This is a genomic window from Pelovirga sp. (assembly GCF_059864205.1).
On record NZ_JCBCBS010000173.1, the window covers coordinates 1 to 22,173 of the forward strand.

Consider the following 22,173-nt stretch of genomic DNA (forward strand, 5'->3'; position numbering starts at 1 on the left):
TAATCTGGATCCTGCGACTTCGCGCAGGATGACACAGAAGGACGTTGATGGAAAAAAACGGGTGTCATTCTGCGCGGAGCGAGGCGTAGTCGCAGAATCCATATCCTGTTTTCTGATTTACTGGAGTCAAATAGATAACCAAATTGATTTATTGCACCCGGCTGCTACTCTTGATAAGTGCTTTTTTGGGCGAAGCAAATGATTCTGGTGCAAGTGCGAAAATTCCCTCCCGACTTTAGAGCTGTGACAAATCGAAGGTTGATAGATAGACAGAAACTATTTCATCATCTGCTGCAGTTGCTCAACAATGTTAAATTCCGGCGGAAACTCGCCTGTCGCTTTTTTTGAATAAACGAGGGTGTCATCCGCGCTGATTTCAAAAACACCGCCGCTGGAGGGAATCATTTCCACCTGCACCGGCAGCTTTGCTTCAATCTTTGCCGCCAGACTGGCGGCGCGTGGGCGATAGCCTCAGGAATTGCAATATTCGATACAGATGTTCATCTTGTTCTCCTTTAACCGAACAGACTGCCGGTGGTGTCCAGTTGATTGTGGCGCGCGTCTTTGGCTGCTTTGCGCAGCAGATCGCCAACCTGTTCCTTAGCGGCAGCAGAAACTTTTTTAAGTAACTCGAGGGGCAGAAAGGTAAAGCCATAATCCTGCATGATGTCGTTATTGATCGCCAGCCACAGTTGCGCTGTCATCTCGGCGTCAGCCAGAGCGCGATGGAATGTGGGTGCCGGGGTAAGGTTTTTGTATTGCACCAGGGTTGAGAGTTTATAATTGATCGGGTCGTGATAGAGTCGTCGTGCCAGTTGCAGGGTACAGTAGAAATTTGTCGGGCGCGGTCGACCGAACAGAGTCAGCTCGGCGTCGATAAATTTCTGGTCAAAAGCGGCATTATGAGCGACAAAGGGGTAGGTGCCGATAAAATCGACGAATTCGGCCATCACCTGAGGACTGCCTGGTGCATCCTGGAGCATGTTGTTGGTGATCCCGGTCAGAGATTCTATCTCCTGTGATATCAGGAAATCCGGGCGGATCAACCGCTCAAAGCGCTCGAGAACCTGCTGCCCCCGCAGCTTGACGGCACCGATTTCGATGACCCGGTCACCTTTTTCCGGTTGCATGCCGGTCGTTTCGACATCGACGACAATCACTGTTTCATGTTGAAGGGAATTGGGCACGTAGAAATACCTCGACAGAAAATGGGTGGATGTTTTCAAGCTGATTGTTGCTGAGTCGGGCGGATCTTGTCAAATCGGCTGAGGTTGGGCGGATTGTAGCATCGTTATTTTCTTGTGTCCTTAGGTTAGTTATTTTTGTATCTGTTCAGCGCCGGGTCGGGAATCCTATATCAAGGGACGCGATTGTTTCCCGTTGGGTCATCCATGACCGCTTGTTGTCGCCGTCCATGGCGACAAACACCCTTGCCACAGGAACCCCGACCCTGTGCAAGGACAGCAGTGAATAGTTACGTTTTTTTTACAGTGGTGATCCAACTATTGTGATCGTCCGCCTGAACATCAATGGAGTGACCATGAAGTCTCATCGCCAACCCGGGCGCAGGCCGAAAAAATACAGTCAGGCAGCGCGTTTGCACGACCTGATCCGTATTCTGGAAATGCGCTACGGGGCAACGGTAGCGGAGCTGGTGGAAGAATGTGAGGTTACCCGGCGGACGATTTACCGTGATCTACAGGCATTGATGGACGCCGGCTATCCCCTGGTCAGCGAGCGGCAAGCGGACGGGCAGGTGGCTTACCGGTTTGTCGCGGGCTACAGTAAAATCCCTCCGCTGACCCTGTCGCTTGATGAGTTGATGACCTTGTATCTGTGTCGGGGGCAACTGGAGTTTCTCCAGGGGACCCCGTTTGCCGATGACCTGGAGTCGATCTTCGCGCGCCTGCGGTCGCTGCTGCCACCCCGTAGTGTCGCCCATCTGGAGCGGATTGCTGAAGCCTCCGCCCCACGTTTTCAGGGGTTTAAGGATTATTCGTCGCAGCGTCAGATCCTGATTGATTTGCGTCAGGCGCTGCTCAAACAACAGCGCTGCCGAATTGACTACCGGCCGGCGCAACGCTCCGCCCAACCTTATCTGATTGATCCCTATACCCTGCTTTTTTACAATAATGCCCTGTATGTTGGCGCCTACGCTCATAATCGTAAAGACATCCGGCTGTTTGCCATTGATCGTATTGAAGGCGTCGGTCTTGAGCCACAGCGTTTCGAGGTGCCCGGAGATTATCACCCCGGGCGGTTGACCGGAACGGCCTTTGGCCTGATTGACGATGGTCCCGGATATGAGTTGGAATTAGAGTTTGCTGCCCAGATTGCTCACCTGATCCGTGAACGCATCTGGCATCCACACCAGCAGATTGATGAACATCGGGATGGTTCCCTGACCTTGAGGTTTTGTGCCAGCGGTGACAAGGAAATTCTGTCCTGGCTCTACTCCTATCTGCCCCATGTCCGCGTTATCCGTCCGGAATCCTTGCGACACCAGTTTGTCGAGGGGTTGCAGGCAGCGTTAGCCACGCAATTACACGATGAAGGAAAATTATGAGAAAAATTGTTCTCGCCTCAACCAGCCCGTACCGGCAGCATCTGCTCAAACAGTTGCAGATCCCTTTTGTGACAGCTGCCCCCGATTTTGAGGAAGTCATTGATCCTCACGTGGCACCGGCATTGCTGGTGCGTCATCTGGCTGCCGGCAAAGCCCAGAGTCTGGCCGATCAATACCCTGATGCGGTGATTATCGGCTCTGATCAATTGTTTGTTGATCAACGCGGCAGAACCCTCGGCAAGGCTGCTAATGAACGTGGAGCATTTAAGCAATTGCGCCGGATGGCCGGCAGAAGCCACTGTTTTTATACTGGGTTGGCGGTGCTCGATTGCCGCACCGGCACCGTGCAAGCTGATCACGCAACTTTTTCCGTGACCTTGCGCGCGCTCAGCGATCAGCAGATCAAAGATTACCTCAAACGCGAACGCCCTTTTGATTGTGCCGGTTCATTTAAAATCGAAGGGTTGGGTATCGCGCTGATAGAAAAGATGGCAGGAGAGGATTACAACGCCCTGATCGGCTTGCCGTTAATCAAATTGGTGACCATGCTGGAACAGGTTGGAATCAATGTGTTGCAGATTTCCAGCGAGTGAGATTGGAGACAGTTCATTTTTTTATTGATCTGTTTTTTTTTATTTGATAGAATTCATCATTGATTATGAACAGCAGCAAGCTGTCAACCGAAAGGGCAAAGCCAGAGTAATCTGGTGACGCAAAGCCACGGGTCCCGCCAGGTCGGGATCGCCGGGTTGCCGAAGCGGACGCGACGCTTTCCCGCCCTTTTTAGTATAACGGCTGAGAGGCGCCCACTTCGGACTATTGGAGTGGGCGCCTCTTTTCGTTCCTCCTGCTACAGTCAACACACTGGTGACACCAACAGCCGCTGTCGGTCAATTGATCATTACTGCATCAGTTGTTTGAGCCTGTCCTGAACGGATTATGCTCCTTTTTTGAGGTAAAATGTTACAGTGCGGGGCTTTTTACGCATTCAACAAGCTCCAATGGTCTGTACGCACATGCTTTGACGCAACAGGCAAAACTCCGGAGGTTGAAATGAAAAAGTTGTTAAGATTGTTTGTGTCAGTTGCTCTGGTCGCGGTTATGGTTCTGACCATGGGCATCGGCTCAGTTGCCTGGGCCAAGTCCGTGACCCTGGCCTGGGACCCAAGTCCCAGTGCGGTTTCCGGCTACAAAGTCTACTACCGGGTGGGCTCGGACAACCTGTCGCGCACGGGTGAGGTAGGTACCATTGTTGTTGATGTCGGCAATGTATTGACCTACAGCCTGTCAGCTCTTGATGAGGCCGAGGATTACTATTTTGCGGTGACTGCCTATGATGCCAGTGGTCAGGAGAGTGATTTTTCCAACCATGTTCATAGCCCTGCCGAGGTTGCGATCAATCAACCGCCGGTTTTGCAGCCAATCGGAACCAAAAGCGTCAATGAAGGGCAGGAGCTTGCCTTTACCATTCTGGCGACAGATGCTGATGGTGATTCCTTGACCTACGGTGCCGCCAATTTGCCGGCAGGTGCGACATTTAATCCCACGACTCGTCGCTTCTCTTGGGTGCCGGACTTTAGTGGTTCGACCAATATCCGGATTTTTTCAGTGACCTTCCGTGTCAGTGATGGTCTCGCGGAAGACTCCGAACAGGTCACATTCAATGTCAACCCGGTGAATCGCCCGCCGGTGCTCGAACCAATCGGTCCCCAGACCCTTGTCGCCGGTGACAACTTCAATCTGATCATCGCTGCCAGTGACCCTGATGACCCCAATGGACTGTCGCTAACCTATAGTGCCGGCAACCTGCCGGTCGGAACAGTATTCGTTCCTTCAACCCGGTCTTTCAGCTGGATTCCGGGTACGCAGCAGGTCGGCACCCATCAGGTTACATTTGTCGTCAGTGACGGTCATCTACAGGATAGTGAGGTGGTGCCATTCACCGTTGTCCGTGCCAACGAACCGCCGGTTCTCAACGCCATAGGTGCACAAACTGTCAGCGAAGGTGACCTTCTGCAGTTCAGTGTGTCGACCACTACAGAAAGTGAAAATTTCGTTTTCAGCGCTTCAGGCTTGCCGGCAGCCGCAAGTTTTAATCCGGATTCCCGGGTTTTCAGCTGGACGCCCAATTTCGATCAGGCCGGCAGCTTTATCGTGACCTTTTCTGTGACCGATGGTACCGACTCCGCTTCCGAGGTGGTCACCATCACGGTACATAATACCAATCGCCCACCGGTGATTTCCGGTGGACCGGGATCACTCGCCTATGTCGATCGGTCTTATTTGTTTGCTCCCACGGCAAGTGACCCCGATGGCGACGATCTGCTTTATTCCATCAGCGGCCTGCCGTTCTGGGCAAGCTTCAACCCGCAGTCCGGGGTGTTGAGTGGCACACCGGTCTCCCAGGATGTCGGCGTCAGTAGCAATATCATCGTCACCGTCAGTGATGGTTTACAAACAGCGTCTTTACCGGCTTTTTCCATAGCGGTTGTGGCCGGCAAAGATGAATTGGAGCCGAGTTACGTTGATGGCGAAATCGACTTGGACGGTGACGGCATTCCGGACAGTCGCGATGGCTTCCCCTTAGATCCGAACCGTGCTGATTGGGTGATTTACGCCAATGCCGGAAGCGGCGGTTATATTGATCCGACCGGAGCGGTATCAGTTCTTTATGGTAGCACGCAATCTTTTGAAGTGATTCCGATGGCGGGTTATTATGTCAATGATCTGCTGGTCAATGGTGTGTCAGTGGGGTTGGTGAACAGCTATGAATTTATCGATGTTGATTCGCACCATACCATCGAAGCAATATTTTCAGAAATTCCCGCCGGCCTAAGTCAGAATCCCCTGGAGCCCGGGCTAAAGGGTATTGAGCGTGTTGACCGCGGGGATGATAGTAACAACCTGGTAGATGGTAAGCCCAGGCTTGACCTTGATTATCGTTTCCACGTGATGCTACGCGAAGAGGGTTCGCTGGATCAGTACCGGGTCTTTGCAGTGATCAACGGCTATCGCTATGCACTGCAGCGTGACGCCGGCGTGCTGGCAAGTGGCGCCCGCTTCAGTATGACCACCAGACTCGGCCCGGTCTATTCACATCGTTATTACTTTGTTGCTGAAGATGCGAGCGGCACACAGCGATGGCGCTATCCAAAGGCGGGTGATCTGCCGGGACCGGTTGTAGAGCTCTTGTCCGGACATAATATGGTTGGAATAGTTGGTAACCTTAACCCCTATGGTTTGACAATGACTCAGACCCTTGGGGTCAGACAGGTTTATCGTTGGTCACCGTTGGCAAAAAAAGATGGATCCTTTGTCATGGTTGACAGCGGCGCACCGGTAGCGTCGGGTGAAGGGTATCAATTGCGCCGGGTGACCAGTAAGACCTTGCCGGACTTGAGTGCTTACGGCGAAGTTAATGCGGATGTTTATGAATTCGAGGTTTCTGCCGGCTGGAACTTGATCGCCAATCCCTACGCAGGCAATGTGCCTCTGGAGCGGATGCTGGTGCGTTCTGGTGATGCTGCGCCGCTGGCATGGCTTGATGCCGCCGCGCAACGTGTGGTTGTCGATGGCCTGTATTCTTATCTGGGCGATGACTGGGGCAGGGTAAATGAAGTCACCACGGCGGCTGGTAGCAATAAGGCCATTCTGGTGCCGGGAATCGGTTACTGGATTTACGTTAACCCTGCGAATCAGCCGGTTTCATTGCTGATCCCCAGACCTTTGCGCTAACCGGAGTTGACGATGAAACGTGCATTTGACCTTTATTCTTGTTTATTTGTTTTTCTGCTCCTTTTGCTGCTGACAGCTTGTGAGGGCGACGGAGGAGGTGGCTTACGTCCGGTAACCAGCGCGCCATCAGGAACCTCTGAAGCTGCAGCAACAACGTTAAACGGGGTCGTTGCGGATGGCTATTTGTCGGGCGCGCGCGTGTTTCTTGATCGTAATGGCAACCGCACGTATGACAGTGGCGAACCGATGGCGATATCCGGCAGTGGCGGTGTCTTCACTTTGTCGATCAATCCCGGTGAGGGTGCGAAGTATTCGGTTGTCGTTGAAGTTATCGGTGGAGAAACGGTTGATGAGGATGGTGGGCAAGCGGTGACTGACAGCTATCTGCTCGAGGCTCCAGCGGGCCACTGGCAGTTTGTCTCGCCTTTGACGACCCTGGTCAACCTGGAGATGAAAAAAAATCCCGGCACGAAGCTGCAGAAGGCGGAACTGAACGTCAAAAGGCAACTCGCTATTGACGATGAAATATCCTTGTTTGACGATTATCTTGCGCCGCTGCCGGATCAGATGGTTGAAGCGCGGCGAACACATAAGGCGGCGCAGGTGGTGGCAGCGCTGATGGGGACACTGCGAAGCGCGATAGCTGCAAATCTCGGCGGGACGATAGCACCGGAGGAGCAGCAACCGGTAGCTTATCTGGTCAGCGATGAAATTTTGCGACATGGCAATGTCATCGCTGAGGGGTTGAACGCAGAACGTAATTTAAATCAGCCGGCTGTTGTGGCGAGTTTGAAGTCATCCATCGGTGGGCAAGTAGACCCATCAAAGCTTAATCGCAGCAACCTGCAGCGCTATGCCGAGAGGATTGCGCAGAATCTGGAAACCTGGGATATGAACCCACCGCAAGTCGATCAGCAGAATATCGCTGATGGTGCCGTTGTATCCGTGGATGTGCTGGTAACAGTGGTTTTTGATAAAGGCATTGATCCGGCAACCATTTCCGCCAATGCCATATCGCTACGACGCGCTGACGGCTCTTATGTTTCCGGTGCCGTTGATTATGATGCTGAATTAAAGCGCTTAAGCTTTATTCCCAACCAGATGCTGTTCCCCGACACTGATTATGAAGCCGTTATCAGTGGTCAGCTGGCAGATTATCTTGGTAACCAGATTGGAACGGATCTGAGCTGGCAGTTTTCAACCTTGTTCGACTTGACGCCGCCGCCACTGGCGGAAATCGGGTCGGAACAGTGACCCTTTTGGTTTGAACCAGTGGAGGCTTGGCTGATGCTCAGCCCCCGCCGGTTTACTCCTGTTCCTGGATCAGCCGGCGTTTAATGCGGCGGGTAATGAACCAGGCGCCGGCAACTATCAGCGGGATACTCGCCGCCAGCAGCAGATTTTTATTGAGTCCCCAATCTTCCAGCGGGAATCCTCCGAAGACATAGCCCAGCAGGCCGACAGCATAGTAGCTGATGGCGGCAATGGACAGCCCTTCGACGGTTTCCTGCAGGCGAAACTGCAGTTTGCTGCGGCGGTTCATGGCGGCCAGTTGCAGGCGGTTCTGCTCCTGCAGGGTCAGGTTGGCGCGGGTACGCATCAGCACGCTGGCCCGTTCGATGCGCTTCGACAGGTCATCCATCCACTCTTTGACCGATTCGCAGGTGCGTGACGCCGGGTTGAGACGGCGATTGATAAATTCACCGATAGAAAGCTGCCCTGCAACCTTCCCCTCATTGATTCCTTCCAGCCGATCTTTGACCAGTTGGTAGTAGGCCCTGGTTGCTGAAAAGCGTTGGTTGGTTTCGGCGCGATAGGCCTCCAGAGTCGCCTCTGTTCTGGTCAGTTTTTCAAGCAGCTCACGTTCACTGCTGGTTGTGTCTGCGGTGGTGACAACGGTCAGGATATCCCCCAGCTGCCTGTCCATATCGACAAGTTGTGGAGCAATCCTTTTCGCCGGCGGCAGGGCCATCATGGCCAGGAGTCGGTAGGTTTCCATGTCGGTGATGCGGCGTACCAGTTGCCCGAGCTGAGTGTTATTCAACTGAAAATTATTGATGATAAAGCGTGAAAACTCGTCACCGTGCAGTTTAAAGGCCGTATAGATACGTGCATTCCCGCTGTAAACGTTGCTGACCATGACGGGATGACCTTCAAAGTAGCGAGCCAGGGCGTTTTGTTCGTAGCTCAATTGCTGTTGATCGATAATCAGATGAAAAGCAGCAATTATCTGGCCAGGTAATCGCTTTAACCAATCGGCAGGTAACAGGTCGATGGCGGTATGGTTAAAAGGAGAGTCAGGGTCGGGAGTGGCGTTTTGCATGATGGTCAGTGAATAGAATTCCGCATGACGTTCCCAGTGAACGACGAAGTGGCCAAAATTTTCATGATAGGAAACGGTGGCGGCCATGGGCTGATTAACATCGTAACGCCGACATAAATCACACAGTAAATCAAAGGCCTGGTCCAATTCCTCCTGCCGCTCGCAACAGGCGGCCAGGTGCGTCATCAGTTGCGGCGCTTCGAGGGTATAGAATGGGCGGATGTGCAACTCGTTGTAGAGGGCTTCACGCTGGGGATGGAACTGATATGCAATTGTAGGGGAAACGGGCATGCTTTACTTCCTTGTTGATAAAAAAAATCCGCGTTTTGATAAAAAACGGCAATGCGAAAATTTGCAACTTGTGAATCAATCCTGAACTGGTTGTGTGAGTGTTTAATCAGGAATAGGTTTGATTTTCCTGCTCCTGCACGCGGATAAAGGTGGTACGTTTGGTCAGTTCACGCAAGGCCGAGGCGCCGACATAGGTACAGGTGGAGCGTATCCCGCCGAGAATGTCTCTGATGGTATCTTCAACCGGCCCACGATAGGGAACTTCGACCGTTTTACCTTCCGAGGCACGATAGTCGGCAATGCTGCCGACATACTTTTCCATGGCGGTGGCCGAACTCATGCCGTAAAAGAGTTTGTACTGACGGCCGTCACGCTGCACCAGTTCACCGCCACTTTCGTCGTGGCCGGCAAACATGCCGCCGATCATGACAAAATCGGCGCCACCACCGAAAGCTTTGGCAACATCGCCGGCACTGATACAGCCGCCATCCGATATAATGCGACCACCCAGGCCATGGGCAGCGTCTGCGCATTCGATGACCGCGGATAATTGCGGGTAACCGACCCCGGTTTTAATCCGGGTGGTGCAGACCGAACCGGGGCCGATGCCGACCTTGACAATATCGGCACCGGAGAGGATCAACTCTTCGACCATTTCACCGGTGACAACATTGCCGGCGGTGATGGTTTTATCAGGAAAGGTGTGACGGCAGCGGCGGACAAAATCGACAAAGGCTTCGGCATAGCCGTTGGCGACATCGATGCAAATGAATTTGAGTTGCGGATGCTGCTCGATAATGGTGCGCAGCTGCTCCATATCCTGATCGGAGGTGCCGGTGCTGACCATGATGTGCTCGACAATAGAGGCGGGTTGTTGTGCCAGAAATACCCCCCACTGCCGGGGCTGATAATGCTTGTGGATAGCGGTGACCAGCCCATGACGGGCAAGTGCCGCAGCCAGTTCAAAGGTGCCGACGGTGTCCATGTTGGCGGCAATAATCGGCGTGCCGAGCCAGCGATGCTGACTGTGGAGAAAGGTAAATTCACGCTCGAGGCTGACCTGGGCGCGGCTTTTAATGGTCGAGCGTTTGGGGCGGATTAATACATCCTTGAAGCCGAGTTTGATGTCCGTTTCGATGCGCATGATGGTATCCTTTTGTCTTATTTTGGTAGCGAAAGCTTTGCCCGACAGTATAACAAGGAGATCTGAATGTTGTCTGTTGTAAAATTTACACTGACTGTGGCAGTCTAGCATCCTGCTCTTAACCGTCGACCCAAAGCTTTTTTCAGGAACAGTCAATCATGGAACATTCCAATTTTGTCCATCTTCATTTACACAGCCAGTACAGCCTGCTTGACGGGGCGATAAAGCTTGATGAACTGGTTGCCAAAGCCAAAGAATTTCGTATGCCGGCGGTGGCAGTGACGGATCACGGCAATATGTTTGGTGCTATCGAATTCTACAGCAAGGCGATGGCAGCCGGGGTTAAGCCGATTATCGGCTGCGAGGTTTATGTTGCGCCGGGATCACGATTTCATAAAACCAATGCCCGCGGTTCGTCCGAGGCTTCATACCATTTGGTGTTGTTATGTATGAATCTTACCGGTTACCGCAATATCTGTCGCTTGATTTCCGCTGCCTACCGCGAAGGTTTTTACTATAAACCGCGCATAGACTGGGATCTGTTGGCTCAGCACAATCAGGGATTGATTGCCATGTCCGCCTGTCTGGGCGGTGAGTTACCGACCCTGATCAACCTGAATCAGACGACTGAAGCCCATGCCCGGGCTACGCGGATGGCGGAGATTTTTGATGATGGGCGATTTTATCTTGAATTGCAGGAAAATTTTCTGCCCGAACAGAAAAAAGCCAATGCCGGATTGATTTCCCTGGCCGGGGAACTGAATTTGCCTCTGGTGGCCACCAATGACTGCCATTATCTGTCACGCGAAGATGCCTTTGCCCATGAGGTGCTGCTGTGTATCCAGACCGGCAAAACCATGGACGATCCGAATCGGATGCGCTTTCCCAATGAGGAATTTTATCTTAAGTCCGCCGAGGAGATGACCCGCCTTTTTGCCGAGCATCCCGATGCCATTGCCAATACCATCCGCATTGCTGAACGCTGCAATCTGGATCTTGACTTTAATACCTACCACTTTCCCCAGTACGAAAAACCGGCAGACCAAACCCTCGATGAGGTCCTTGCTGAGCAGAGCCGGATCGGTTTGCAGGAGCGACTGGAAGAAATCCGCCAGGTGCGCCCGGTTACTGACGAAATGGTACGTACCTATGAAGAGCGATTGCAGGTGGAGCTCGACTGCATCAAACAGATGGGTTTCCCAGGCTATTTTCTGATCGTTGCCGATTTTATCAACTGGGGGAAGGACCACGGTATTCCGGTTGGTCCGGGGCGGGGTTCGGCGGCCGGCAGTCTGGTAGCATTTGCCATTCGCATTACCGATATCGATCCGATTCCCTACAATCTGCTGTTTGAACGTTTTCTCAATCCGGAACGCATATCGATGCCCGATATCGATGTCGATTTCTGTATTTACGGGCGCGAGCGGGTGATCGACTATGTGCGCGAAAAATACGGCAGAGAGAATGTCGCCCAGATCATCACCTTCGGTACCATGCTCGCCAAGGGGGTGCTGCGTGATGTCGGCCGGGCTCTGAATATCCCCTACGGTGAGGTCGACAAGATCGCCAAGATGGTGCCGACGGTGCTTGGTATTACCCTGAAACAGGCAATTGAACAGGAACCCCAGTTAAAAGCCCTGATTGATAAAGAACCCAAGATCAAGGAACTGGTTAAAATTGCCCTGGCGCTGGAAGGGTTGACACGCCATGCTTCCACCCACGCCGCCGGGGTGGTGGTTACCCCGCGGCCCTTGCCGGAATATCTTCCCCTCTATGTTGATCCTAAGTCGGGCGGGCAGGTGACCCAGTATCCGATGAGTTATGTTGAAAAAATCGGTCTGGTCAAGTTTGACTTTCTCGGGCTGAAAACCCTCACTGTCCTGGAAAATGCGGTGCGGCTGGTGCGCGCCGGCAAGGATCAGACGTTTGATCTTAAACTGATTGCCGATGATGATAAAAAGACCTTCGAATTGCTCTCCCATGGTGAAACCACCGGGGTTTTTCAGCTCGAATCGAGCGGCATGAAGGAATATCTGGTCAAGCTTAAACCCAGCTGTTTTGAAGACCTGATCGCCATGGTCGCCCTCTATCGTCCCGGGCCCTTGGGTTCCGGTATGGTTGATTCTTTTATCAAGCGTAAACACGGTCTGGAAAAGTTTCAATACGACTTTCCCCAGCTTGAGCCGATCCTCAAAGATACCTATGGGGTTATCGTCTATCAGGAACAGGTCATGCTGATTGCCCAGATTCTTGGCAATTACAGTCTTGGCGCCGCTGACCTGCTGCGCCGCGCCATGGGCAAGAAAAAAGCCGACGAGATGGCCCAACAGAAAAAACAATTTCTCGCCGGTGCCCAGGAAAACAAGCTCAACACCAAAAAAGCTGAGGCGGTATTTGATCTGATGGAGAAGTTTGCTGCCTACGGTTTCAACAAATCTCATTCGGCCGCTTATGCTCTGATCGCTTACCAGACCGCCTACCTTAAAGCCCATTACCCGGTCGAATTCATGGCGGCCCTGCTGACTGAAGATATGGAGAACACTGATAAAGTCATCAAAAATATCAGTGAAGTCCGGAGTATGGGGGTGTCGATTCTGCCCCCCGACATTAATGCGTCAGAGCGCTCCTTCACCGTTGATAACGAAGCCATGCGCTTTGGTCTGGGGGCGGTGAAGGGGGTGGGATCTGCCGCTCTGGATGCCGTCTTTAGCGTGCGCAAGGAAAAACCTTTCAGCTCACTGCAGGATTTTTGCGAACGTGTCGACTTGCGCAAGGTCAATAAAAAAGTTGTTGAAGCGCTGATCAAGTGCGGAGCCTTTGACTCCCTGGGGGGTAAAAGGTCACAGTTCCTCTGCGCTTTTGAGGAATGCATGGATATCGGTCAACGCTTGCAGCGCGAACAGGAGTCTGGGCAGGATTCACTGTTTGGCAGCAATGAAATTCTTTCTGTTGGCGGCAACGGTTATGGCCAGTTACCGCAGCTCGAAGAATGGGACGAGAAAACCCTGCTGAGCCATGAAAAAGAGGCCTTGGGCTTCTACGTCACCGGTCATCCTCTTGCGCGTCACGCTGATGCCATCAAAAGTTTTGCCACCTGCGAAATCAGCGCCCTGAATGAGCGTACCGATAAGGAGCAGGTGCGTATCTGTGGTATCGTTTCCGGAATGAAGGAGCTGGTGACCAAAAAGGGAGACCGCATGGCCTTTGTCACCATTGAGGATCTTACCGGTTCATTGGAAATTGTCGTTTTCCCCGAAGTCTATGCTGCTGCGATGGAGCTGATCAAGGGTGAAGAACCGATTATCGTCAGTGGCGAACTCGATGTTGGTGAAGAGGCATGCAAACTCCTCGCCGGCGATATTGCCCTGTTGCGTGAAGTGCGCAAGACCATGGCCAGGCGTGTACGCATCCGTTTGACTACTCCTGGTTTGCAGGAAGCCCAGCTGCGCCAGCTCAAAAGTATTGTACAGCGCTATCGTGGCGACTGTGACGTGCTGCTGCAGATTGTCATCCCCAACCGCAGTGAGACCTTGATCAAGCTGCCCGAACAGTTGAAAATGGCAGCAGCGGAGGAAGCCATGGCAGACGTTGAAGCCCTGTTTGGCTACAGCGTTATGCATTTTGAGTAAATGCAGTTGCCGCCGGTCTTGTGCTTGACCTGGTTGTGTGACCGTTTTACTATCAGTATTTATGTTTTTAGCAGGATCGGGGGGGATTTCGCTCCAATGAGCCCACGCCCTATTGACCGACCACAAAGATCTATTAAAGAACGTCTGCGGTGATTTATTGTCGCTCGACGCAGGGAGATTTGCATGAGCCAGTTCCTCGATTTTGAAAAGCCCCTTGCCGAATTACAGAATAAAATCAGTGAGTTGCGCGAATATTCAACCGACAGCGTTGACTTTACCAGTGAAATTCAGAAGTTCGAAAAAAAGGCCGAGCGCCTGAAAAAAGAGATTTATTCCAACTTAACCCGCTGGCAGCGCACCCAGCTGGCGCGTCATGCCGAACGCCCCTACACCCTCGATTATATTGAACGGATCTTCACCGATTGGTTTGAGATCCATGGTGATCGCAACTATCGTGATGATCCGGCTTTAGTCTGTGGTTTCGCGCGGATCGACGGCCAGCCCTGCTGTGTTATCGGTCATCAAAAAGGTCGCAACACCAAAGAAAAGGTCCATCGCAATTTTGGCATGCCCAACCCCGAAGGCTACCGTAAAGCATTACGGGTGATGCAGCTGGCCGAGCAGTTCCGTTTGCCGATTTTCACCTTTGTCGACACTCCGGGGGCCTTTCCCGGCATCGGTGCCGAGGAACGTGGACAGGCCGAGGCAATTGCCCGAAATCTGCGTGAAATGGCGACCCTGACGGTGCCGGTGATCGTTACCGTGACCGGCGAAGGGGGCTCCGGCGGCGCCCTGGCGATTGCCGTCGGAAATCGCGTCCTGATGATGCAGTATTCGGTTTATGCGGTTATTTCGCCGGAAGGTTGTGCGGCTATCCTCTGGAGCGATGGCAGCAAGGGGCCGCAGGCTGCTGAAGCACTGAAATTGACAGCGCAGGATGTTGACAGTTTGAAAACGGTGATTGACGATATTGTGCCGGAGCCCTCGGGGGGCGCTCATCAACATCCGGCTGAAGCTGCAGCAACCTTGAAACAGTATCTTCTGAAACACCTGCAGGAACTGCTTGAATATTCACCGGAAGGTCTGGTTGAACAGCGCTATCAGCGCTTCCGGGCAATGACTGAAATCGAAGAAGACTAACCTTAAGCGGTAATTTTATGATATCTGCGTGGCGTTTTGCTCTACTTTTCCTGTGTTTGACGCTGATGCTTCTGCTTGCTGCCTGCGGTGGTCGCAGCGCTGCGGTTGTCAGGGTCATTGATACTCCGGAAACGCGCGAATTGCCGGGCTGGCAGCGTCCTTATGAAGTAGACGGCATCCGCTATACGCCATTGCGTGATCATCAGGGCTATCGTGAACGCGGCATTGCCAGCTGGTATGGCCGCGACTTTCATGGTCTGAAGACCAGTAACGGTGAAGTTTATGATATGTACGGTATCAGCGCCGCGCACAAAACCCTCCCCATGGGGACACTGGTTCAGGTAACCCATCTGGGTAACGGCAAGCAAATTCAGGTTCGTATCAATGACCGTGGACCTTTTGCCGCCGGGCGGATTATTGATCTCTCCTATGGTGCTGCCCGACAACTGGGCACTGTTGATGCCGGCCTGGCTGAGGTCGAGGTTGTTGCGATTGGTGGCTCCTATGTCCCTCAACGGCGCTCTATGGCAGCGGTTAATAACAGTTACGCGATTCAGATTGCCGCTTTTTCTGTGCCGGATAATGCGCACCAACTGGCCAATCAGATGCGTGAGCGCTTCGGTCATGCCCAGGTGGCTACAGCGCAGGTCAATGGACAAGCAGTTCATCGGGTGCGTGTTGGTGATTTCTCCTCAATGGAACAGGCCGAGCAAATGACCAGCCAATTGATCGCCGAAGGCTACAACAGCAGCTTTGTTGTCGTTTTTGAATAATAGCAGGTCAGTTTGCTGCCATTGATCAGGGATAAGAGCTCCATGGCTTCCATGGGGCTTTTTTTATCAAACAGACAAGCGCTGCTACTTTTGTAGCAGGTTGTCCGTCTATCACTTTTAACGCAGGGAGTCAGTATGGAACTAGTGCATCGTGAGCCGATATTGGGCGTCATTGACACCCTTTCCAGTCGCTATCTGCAGGGAAAAATCAAGGCTATCCGCACGGCGCTGATCTGCCTGCTGGCCGAAGGGCATCTGCTCATCGAGGATATTCCGGGCCTGGGCAAAACCAGCCTGGCACTGGGATTAGCTGCTGCCCTCGGGCTTGATTTCGGGCGTATCCAGTGTACCGGTGACCTGTTGCCGAGCGATATTACCGGTGTTTCCATTTTTAATCGTGAAGATAATCGCTTCCATTTTGTCAAGGGACCGATTTTTAATCATCTTCTGTTGGTTGATGAAATCAACCGCACCCTGCCGAAGACCCAGAGCGCCCTGCTTGAAGCCATGGAGGAGCGCCGCGTCACCCTCGAAGGGGTGACCTATGAGTTGCCGGAACCCTTCATGGTGATAGCGACCCAGAATCCGTTGGATCATGTTGGCACCTTTCCGCTGCCGGAATCGCAGCTCGACCGTTTTTTAATGACCACTGATATCGGTTACCCACCACCAGCGCTGGAGAAACAGATTATCCGCCGCGGTAGTGTGCGCGAAGATCTAACTCGGATTAAACCGCTGCTGAGTCATGAACAGATCATCGAGGCGCGCCAGTTCGTCAGGGAAAAAATCTCCCTGCATGAAAAGATCGCCGATTATATCCATCAACTGCTGCAGCGCAGCCGTGACCATTCAGCGTTTATTAATGGTATTTCTACCCGCGGCGGTATCAGCCTGGCAGCAGCGGCACGGGCCCAGGCGTATCTGCAGGGACGCTCCTTTGTGGTGCCGGAGGATGTTCAGGTGGTGGCGCTGGCAGTGGTGTCTCACCGTCTTGAGTTGCGCCCCGAACAGGATCATTTGAATAAAAAAGAGGTGTTGCGATCACTACTCAAGGATATACCGGTGCCCGTCGTTTAAGGCTGACCCGCGCTGGTGCTTTCTATATTGCTCTGACCCTGCTTTTTGGTTTCGCCGCGGTCAATACCGGTAACAATCTGCTCTATCTGCTGGTCTCGGCACAGCTTGGTTTCATGGCGGTTACCGGGCTCTGTGGCCACCGCAATCTGCATCGTATTGAATTGCGCCTGCTCCCCAGTGCTGATCTGTTTGCTGCAACGTCTGGAACCCTGCGGGTTCGTATCAGTAATCGTCAACGCTATATTCCGGTGTATCTACTCGAAATCAGTATTGCAGAACACAAGATACTGGTGCCGGCCATCGCCGCCGCCGGCAGTGAGGTGGTTGATATCCCTTTGACCATGCCGAGACGCGGCATGCATCCGGCTCCGCCGCTCCACATTGCTTCCTGCTTTCCGGTCAATTTCTTTGTTCGTTCCTGTCGCTACCATCCATCCCGGACACTGCTGGTTTTCCCGCGTCCGTTGGCATCCCCGTTGCCGGTGCAGCAGGATGGCCGGCGCAGCGCAAGTGAACAGCAGATTGCCATGCCCGGCGGCGATGGCGATCTGCGCAGTATCGAAGACTACCGCCCCGGTGATTCGCCCCGGGCGATCCACTGGAAGCTGTCGGCGCGTCATGACAATTTGAAAACCAAACAGCTGAATCGCCAGGCGGCGGTGACCAGAATGATCGACCCTCAGCAGTTTGACGGTCCTCTGGAAGAGCGACTGGGGCGCTGTGCCTATCTGATCAATCGCTGCTTTCATCAACAGTGTGCGGTCGGACTTGTCATTGGTGCCAAGCGTTTTGCTCCAGCCGTAGGACGTACGCATCGGTTGCGCCTGCTCAAGGAGTTGGCCCTCTATGAGTAATCTGCAGCGATTGTTGACCTGGCTTCTGTACGGCGCGGCGTTGCTTGCCCTCCTGCCGGTTTTTCCCTTTATTGCGCGCTGGGTGCAGATCTTCTTCATTGCCGGTCTTATTGCTGGATTGCTACGCTCCCGCGTTGACTGGAACCTGACGCTCCACCGCCTGGCAGTGCTGGTCACCCTTATTGCTGTGGTTATCAGTGGGATGCAGTTGACCATGACTGAAGTAGTTTTGCCACTGGTGCAGGTTCTGTGCGTTCTGTTGGCGGCACGGTTAGCCAGTGAAAAAACGCCACGCAATATGTTGCAGACCTTTGTCCTGGCGCTGACGCTCCTCGCCGCCTCGTCCCTGTTGACCCTCGATATGATTTATCTGGCCTATCTGGCTCTGATGATCCTGATGTTGAGCACCAGTCTGGTGTTGCTGAGCTTTGTTCACGTCGATCCTGCCATTCAACTGCCTGTCCAGGCCTTTAACGGGCTAGGTATTTTTCTGTTGGCCATTCCGGCAACGACACTGGTACTGATGGCGGCCCTATTCTTTGTTTTGCCTCGCACCCCGACGCCATTATGGAATATTATCGGTCAGGAAGGCACCGCTGCGGTCGGCATGAGTGATCAGGTGCGGCCGGGGAGCTTTTCTGATCTGGCCAGTACGGGAGCTATCGCCTTTCGTGCTGAAACCAGTGAACTGCCGGACCAGCTACTCTACTGGCGTGGTATTGTCCTTGATCAGCTTGATGGCCAGATCTGGCGGCGCAGCAATCGTTTGCCGCGGGAGCAGTTTAAGCCTGGCGGTGGGACCGGGCAGGAAGTGGTGTTTTACGCCGAGCCGAAGTCGGATCACTACCTGGTCGCTCTTGATCGCAGTGATCGTCTGCAGGGGGTGTCCCATCGCAGTGAAGCTGATGGTGTTTTTGTCCGTCAGCGCCAGGATTACAAGCGCATCACTTATCGCACAGTGGGGTGGCCGCAAGGGGTCGCCACGCTAAGTGACGCGGCGGAAATTTATCTAGCTGTGCCGGAAACACTCTCGGTGCCAGTGCGTCAGGCGGCGGCAGCTATCAGCAACCAACATTTTGGATTTGCCGAGCGGGTAGCTGGGCTCGAGGGGTTTTTTCTTCAGCAGCAACTCAGCTATTCCGCTATCAATCTGCCGCAAACCGCAACCCCTCTGGCGACCTTTTTGTTCGATTCGCGGCGTGGTTATTGTGAACACTTTGCCTCGTCCTTTGCCATCATGTTGCGCCTGATGGACGTGCCGGCGCGTTTGGTCGGTGGTTACCTGGGGGGAACCTATAACCGCTTCGGCAAGTTTTATCTGGTGACAGAGGATCGCGCCCATGTCTGGGTTGAGGCGTTAAATGATGAGGGGGAGTGGGTACGGATCGATCCCAGCCGCCTTGCTGTTAATGCTGAACAGGCTTTTTCTGCCGCAGTGGCCGGGCGCAGCTATCTGCAAAGCCTGACCGATGCCCTTTTTCATTCATGGACCCGGCGCGTTCTCAATTACGATGTCCAGCAGCAGTTTCAGCTGTTACGGGAAGCATCCACCAGGCTGGCGCTGTTGCGCCAAGTCAAATTTTCCTGGCTGGCTGGTGGAATGATGTTTATGGCCCTTTGCGGTGTCGTTGCCTTCGTCTGGAAACGCGGAGGGGGAACACAAGATAAAGGTTTGTTGCACTCCTATCTGCGTCAGGTGGCCCGCTGCGCGGGACTGAAGCGCCTGCCCCCTGAGTTAGGGTTGTATCAGTTGGCGTATCTCAGTGGCCACCCCTTGTGTCGGGAGTTTGCTGAAAGCTACGGTGCTGCCTTCTATGGCGGAAAAAAGCTTGATCCTTGCCAAAACAGACGATTAAGGGATGTTGTGCGCCAGCTTAAAAGGGAACGATTCGTTATTGAGGTTGCATTACCGCAATGCCTTGGCGATAATGGGCGTTCTGAATAATATTTAGCAACAACACTGAAAGGATATCCCCATGCCCTACATAGAGGTCAACGTTACCAAAGGTACGACGAATGAACAAAAAGCCCAGTTGGTTGAAGGGATTACCGATTTGATGGTCAAGATCATGAATAAGAATCCCTATTCGACCCATGTCATTATTAAAGAGGTCGAAACGGAAAGCTGGGGGATTTCCGGCAAGTCGGTCAAGCGCCTGCGCGCCGAAGGAAATACCGCGAACATTTCCAAGGCCTGATGACGGGAGGGGGAAATGTCGAATCCCGGTGAATTTCTCCAGGCGTGCGCTGCCGGCAAGATCTGGGTTTATTGTGCCTCGTGCCGGGATGCCAAAAATCTCAATCAGGTTGAGCATCTTGACTGTATAGCCAATGAGTCCTATTGGGGAAGTGAGCCCTGGTGGTATGATACGCGTGTGTTTACTTGCCCCGATTGTCGCACGACTCAGAACTCCCTGATTGAATATCACCCCTGATCTTGACATTTTAAGAGCTGAGTAAAAAAGCCCGCCACAAGCGGGTTTTTTTATGATCTTTTTGCGCCAAAAGACCGGCTTGTCAGGCTGGTGATTTCTTGCACCATTCTATAAAACATATATATAATATTATGAATTAATCGTGTCGGTTGACAAGTTCAGTCGCTATTGCTTCGGCGACAAAACAGATAAAAGTTGAACTCACATCGTCATTCCCGAATGCGGGAATCCAGTGAAATTTTAGGCTGTTAAAGAATGGATCCCCGACCCTGCGCAAGGTCGGCAGTGAATAGTTACCACCGGAGTAATAATAAGGAGAGACAGTATGACAAATTATGAATACGACATCATCACCATCGGCGTTGGCCCGGCTGGTCTGGTTGTCTCGGCCATGGCTTCAGAAATGGGGCTGAAGGTCTGTGCCATTGAGAAAGACAAAATCGGTGGCGAATGTATGAACGCCGGTTGTATTCCCAGTAAAGCCTTGCTACGTATGGGTAAAACCCGTCATGCAGTGACCAGGTTCCCCGCCATGCAGATGGAGGAAATGCGTGAACCGGAGGTCAAAGATCCTTTTTCACTGATACAGGAACAACTTAAAGCCGTTGTCGCCAAGTACGATAAAAAGCTCGGCAAGGTTGACAAGGTCAAGGGCGCAGCGCGTTTTGTCGATTCCCATACTGTCGAGGTTGACGGGCGGCGGATCAGCGCCAAACGTATTTTTATCTGCACCGGGACACGTCCGGCCAAACCACCGATTCCGGGACTTGATACCATCGATAATCTTTTGACCAACGAAAACCTGTTCCACCTCAACGCCATCCCCAAAAGTATGCTGATTATTGGCGGTGGCGCCATTGGCGCTGAGATGGCTCAGGCCTTTTCGCAACTGGGTTGCCGGACGACTATCGTGCAGATGGATCCACACCTGCTCCCCTTTGCCGATCGCTTTGCTGGTGATCTGCTCGAGGAATGTTTAAAAAAAGAAGGGATTGCCGTCTACAACAGTCGTTCCATTACCTCGGTTAGGACAAATGATGAGGGTCATGTCGTTCTGACCACCAGGGAGGGGGAAACCCTCGAAGCTGAGCGCTTGCTGCTCGCTGCCGGTCGGGCACCGGTGATCGACAAGCTGGATCTCGAAAAAGCAGGAGTGCAGTACACCCCGAAAGGGATCCCGGTTAATGCCAACCTGCAGACCAATATCCCCCATATTTTTGCAGTGGGTGACTGCAATGGTCATTACCTTTTTTCCCACGCCGCCATGCACCAGGGGATGATCGCCCTGATGAATATTATGCGCCCCTGGCCATTCAAAAAGGACTTCAAAAAATATGTTGTGCCCTGGACGGTATTTACCGAACCACAGGTTTCATCGGTGGGGATGCGTGAATCCGATCTGATCGCAGCCGGCATCAAATATGAGGTGATTGAAGCCAAGCATGCTGATTACGGCGCGGCTATTGCCGAACAGGTCACCACCGGTTCGGTGAGGGTTCTGGCAAGCAAATATGGCAAGATCTATGGGGCTACTGTGATCGGCGAGGGCTCTGCAGAAATGATTAACGAGTGGGCCCTGGCGATTCAGAAGAAAATCCGGCTGGTTGATATTATGCTGTTGCAGCATTCTTTCCCGAGCATGTCATTCATGAACAAATCGATTGGCGAAATGTGGATGATGGGGATGCTGAAGAACGCAACAATGAAAAAGATGATGACGAAGATGCTGGGTGGATAATCGAGATGTAAAAAAAGCGTCAGTTCAGCACCGGGTCGGGAATTCTGCTGATTATCACCAAACACCCCCCCCCACGTCTGTGCCCAGCAGTCTCCGTCGGTGGTGTAAGCCCCAGGAAATGTGAGAATCCATTTCAGAACATCATGCCAGGCTGCCCAACCTGGTGAAATCAGGTTGGGCTTTGATTGTCTGGTATTTCGTGAGCAATAAGATCTGGCTCAGTTCGACGATATCAGATTATTAACCGAACCAGGCTTTATGATGATCATTATCTCCGTCCTTTTTCTCTGCGGGTGCCTGAAGATCGTAAATGTAATTTACCAGATGCCAACGGTCGACCCGATCGATATGTTGAAATGCGGGCATCCCGGTTTTACTGCTGCCGTTACCAATAATCCAGTACTTTTCCCCCGGGCCGTAGATTGAGCTGTGCTCAAGGTCGAAAAAGATAGCAGGAGGAGTTTTCAA

Annotated in this window: 19 protein-coding genes and 1 riboswitch; of the genes, 14 read left to right on the top strand and 5 right to left on the bottom strand. The window is 52.8% G+C overall.

What is annotated here, in order from left to right; all coding sequences use genetic code 11:
* A partial coding sequence (locus AC6F7T_RS11040; protein WP_500718826.1) for a hypothetical protein occupies positions 1 to 202 on the top strand: 202 nt, incomplete at its 5' end.
* 74 nt (positions 203 to 276) lie between these two features.
* Here AC6F7T_RS11040 and AC6F7T_RS11045 read toward each other — a convergent pair.
* Positions 277 to 504 carry a SelT/SelW/SelH family protein gene (locus tag AC6F7T_RS11045; RefSeq protein WP_500718828.1) on the bottom strand — a complete coding sequence of 76 codons (228 nt, stop codon included), beginning with the start codon at positions 502 to 504 and terminating at the stop codon, positions 277 to 279.
* An 11-nt stretch (positions 505 to 515) separates the two neighbouring features.
* A complete protein-coding gene (locus AC6F7T_RS11050; RefSeq protein WP_500718829.1) occupies positions 516 to 1,187 on the bottom strand; it encodes an exonuclease domain-containing protein in 672 nt (223 codons plus the stop codon).
* 353 nt (positions 1,188 to 1,540) lie between these two features.
* Between AC6F7T_RS11050 and AC6F7T_RS11055 the strand changes: the two genes are divergently transcribed.
* From AC6F7T_RS11055 to AC6F7T_RS11070, 4 genes are all read left to right on the top strand, one after another.
* Positions 1,541 to 2,566: a WYL domain-containing protein gene (locus AC6F7T_RS11055; RefSeq protein ID WP_500718831.1), complete on the top strand. Its 1,026-nt coding sequence runs from the start codon at positions 1,541 to 1,543 to the stop codon at positions 2,564 to 2,566.
* Positions 2,563 to 3,159 carry a Maf family nucleotide pyrophosphatase gene (locus tag AC6F7T_RS11060; RefSeq protein WP_500718833.1) on the top strand — a complete coding sequence of 199 codons (597 nt, stop codon included), beginning with the start codon at positions 2,563 to 2,565 and terminating at the stop codon, positions 3,157 to 3,159. Before AC6F7T_RS11055 ends, AC6F7T_RS11060 begins: the two co-directional genes overlap by 4 nt.
* Before the next feature lie 84 nt (positions 3,160 to 3,243).
* Positions 3,244 to 3,323: riboswitch (cyclic di-GMP riboswitch) on the top strand.
* A gap of 296 nt (positions 3,324 to 3,619) precedes the next feature.
* Positions 3,620 to 6,301, top strand: a complete 2,682-nt coding sequence (locus tag AC6F7T_RS11065; protein WP_500718835.1) for a putative Ig domain-containing protein — start codon at positions 3,620 to 3,622, stop codon at positions 6,299 to 6,301.
* A 12-nt stretch (positions 6,302 to 6,313) separates the two neighbouring features.
* Positions 6,314 to 7,555, top strand: coding sequence for an Ig-like domain-containing protein (locus tag AC6F7T_RS11070; RefSeq protein WP_500718837.1), 1,242 nt, complete (start codon positions 6,314 to 6,316; stop codon positions 7,553 to 7,555).
* Positions 7,556 to 7,607: 52 nt separating this feature from the next.
* Here the strand turns inward: AC6F7T_RS11070 and AC6F7T_RS11075 are convergent, their stop codons facing one another.
* Together AC6F7T_RS11075 and AC6F7T_RS11080 are read right to left on the bottom strand one after the other, a co-directional pair.
* Positions 7,608 to 8,915, bottom strand: coding sequence for a DUF3422 family protein (locus tag AC6F7T_RS11075; protein ID WP_500718838.1), 1,308 nt, complete (start codon positions 8,913 to 8,915; stop codon positions 7,608 to 7,610).
* A gap of 106 nt (positions 8,916 to 9,021) precedes the next feature.
* A complete protein-coding gene (locus tag AC6F7T_RS11080; protein WP_500718840.1) occupies positions 9,022 to 10,059 on the bottom strand; it encodes a GMP reductase in 1,038 nt (345 codons plus the stop codon).
* A gap of 158 nt (positions 10,060 to 10,217) precedes the next feature.
* On the opposite strand from AC6F7T_RS11080, the gene dnaE reads away from it, so the two are divergent.
* The 9 genes from dnaE (at position 10,218) to AC6F7T_RS11125 (ending at position 21,705) form a co-directional block, all read left to right on the top strand.
* Positions 10,218 to 13,688 (top strand): DNA polymerase III subunit alpha, encoded by a 3,471-nt coding sequence (dnaE, locus tag AC6F7T_RS11085; RefSeq protein ID WP_500718842.1) that lies wholly within the window; start codon positions 10,218 to 10,220, stop codon positions 13,686 to 13,688.
* 183 nt (positions 13,689 to 13,871) lie between these two features.
* Entirely contained in the window at positions 13,872 to 14,828 is a 957-nt protein-coding gene (gene accA, locus AC6F7T_RS11090; RefSeq protein ID WP_500718843.1) for an acetyl-CoA carboxylase carboxyl transferase subunit alpha, read from the top strand.
* Positions 14,829 to 14,845: 17 nt separating this feature from the next.
* Positions 14,846 to 15,601 (top strand): septal ring lytic transglycosylase RlpA family protein, encoded by a 756-nt coding sequence (locus AC6F7T_RS11095; RefSeq protein ID WP_500718845.1) that lies wholly within the window; start codon positions 14,846 to 14,848, stop codon positions 15,599 to 15,601.
* A gap of 135 nt (positions 15,602 to 15,736) precedes the next feature.
* Positions 15,737 to 16,678 (top strand): AAA family ATPase, encoded by a 942-nt coding sequence (locus AC6F7T_RS11100; protein ID WP_500718846.1) that lies wholly within the window; start codon positions 15,737 to 15,739, stop codon positions 16,676 to 16,678.
* A gap of 113 nt (positions 16,679 to 16,791) precedes the next feature.
* Positions 16,792 to 17,532, top strand: coding sequence for a DUF58 domain-containing protein (locus AC6F7T_RS11105; RefSeq protein WP_500718848.1), 741 nt, complete (start codon positions 16,792 to 16,794; stop codon positions 17,530 to 17,532).
* Positions 17,525 to 19,477, top strand: a complete 1,953-nt coding sequence (locus AC6F7T_RS11110) for a transglutaminaseTgpA domain-containing protein (RefSeq protein ID WP_500718850.1) — start codon at positions 17,525 to 17,527, stop codon at positions 19,475 to 19,477. Before AC6F7T_RS11105 ends, AC6F7T_RS11110 begins: the two co-directional genes overlap by 8 nt.
* A gap of 31 nt (positions 19,478 to 19,508) precedes the next feature.
* A complete protein-coding gene (locus tag AC6F7T_RS11115) occupies positions 19,509 to 19,730 on the top strand; it encodes a 2-hydroxymuconate tautomerase family protein (protein WP_500718852.1) in 222 nt (73 codons plus the stop codon).
* A 15-nt stretch (positions 19,731 to 19,745) separates the two neighbouring features.
* A complete protein-coding gene (locus tag AC6F7T_RS11120; RefSeq protein ID WP_500718854.1) occupies positions 19,746 to 19,967 on the top strand; it encodes a hypothetical protein in 222 nt (73 codons plus the stop codon).
* 325 nt (positions 19,968 to 20,292) lie between these two features.
* The gene (locus AC6F7T_RS11125; RefSeq protein ID WP_500718856.1) at positions 20,293 to 21,705 is read left to right on the top strand and encodes an FAD-dependent oxidoreductase; all 1,413 of its coding nucleotides are present in this window, start codon (positions 20,293 to 20,295) and stop codon (positions 21,703 to 21,705) included.
* 240 nt (positions 21,706 to 21,945) lie between these two features.
* On the opposite strand, the gene AC6F7T_RS11130 is transcribed toward AC6F7T_RS11125, so the two are convergent.
* Positions 21,946 to 22,173: c-type cytochrome (locus AC6F7T_RS11130; protein ID WP_500718857.1), on the bottom strand; the 228-nt coding region annotated here is incomplete at its 5' end.

What these genes read in the sequence shown, in the direction of transcription:
- AC6F7T_RS11110 (WP_500718850.1), top strand. Translation starts at nt 17,525, where the DNA reads ATGAGTAATCTGCAGCGATTGTTGACCTGGCTTCTGTACGGCGCGGCG.
- AC6F7T_RS11075 (WP_500718838.1), bottom strand. Translation starts at nt 8,915, where the DNA reads ATGCCCGTTTCCCCTACAATTGCATATCAGTTCCATCCCCAGCGTGAA.
- AC6F7T_RS11055 (WP_500718831.1), top strand. Translation starts at nt 1,541, where the DNA reads ATGAAGTCTCATCGCCAACCCGGGCGCAGGCCGAAAAAATACAGTCAG.
- AC6F7T_RS11115 (WP_500718852.1), top strand. Translation starts at nt 19,509, where the DNA reads ATGCCCTACATAGAGGTCAACGTTACCAAAGGTACGACGAATGAACAA.
- AC6F7T_RS11100 (WP_500718846.1), top strand. Translation starts at nt 15,737, where the DNA reads ATGGAACTAGTGCATCGTGAGCCGATATTGGGCGTCATTGACACCCTT.
- AC6F7T_RS11125 (WP_500718856.1), top strand. Translation starts at nt 20,293, where the DNA reads ATGACAAATTATGAATACGACATCATCACCATCGGCGTTGGCCCGGCT.
- AC6F7T_RS11095 (WP_500718845.1), top strand. Translation starts at nt 14,846, where the DNA reads ATGATATCTGCGTGGCGTTTTGCTCTACTTTTCCTGTGTTTGACGCTG.
- accA (WP_500718843.1), top strand. Translation starts at nt 13,872, where the DNA reads ATGAGCCAGTTCCTCGATTTTGAAAAGCCCCTTGCCGAATTACAGAAT.
- AC6F7T_RS11105 (WP_500718848.1), top strand. Translation starts at nt 16,792, where the DNA reads ATGGCGGTTACCGGGCTCTGTGGCCACCGCAATCTGCATCGTATTGAA.
- AC6F7T_RS11120 (WP_500718854.1), top strand. Translation starts at nt 19,746, where the DNA reads ATGTCGAATCCCGGTGAATTTCTCCAGGCGTGCGCTGCCGGCAAGATC.
- AC6F7T_RS11060 (WP_500718833.1), top strand. Translation starts at nt 2,563, where the DNA reads ATGAGAAAAATTGTTCTCGCCTCAACCAGCCCGTACCGGCAGCATCTG.
- AC6F7T_RS11065 (WP_500718835.1), top strand. Translation starts at nt 3,620, where the DNA reads ATGAAAAAGTTGTTAAGATTGTTTGTGTCAGTTGCTCTGGTCGCGGTT.
- dnaE (WP_500718842.1), top strand. Translation starts at nt 10,218, where the DNA reads ATGGAACATTCCAATTTTGTCCATCTTCATTTACACAGCCAGTACAGC.
- AC6F7T_RS11070 (WP_500718837.1), top strand. Translation starts at nt 6,314, where the DNA reads ATGAAACGTGCATTTGACCTTTATTCTTGTTTATTTGTTTTTCTGCTC.
- AC6F7T_RS11080 (WP_500718840.1), bottom strand. Translation starts at nt 10,059, where the DNA reads ATGCGCATCGAAACGGACATCAAACTCGGCTTCAAGGATGTATTAATC.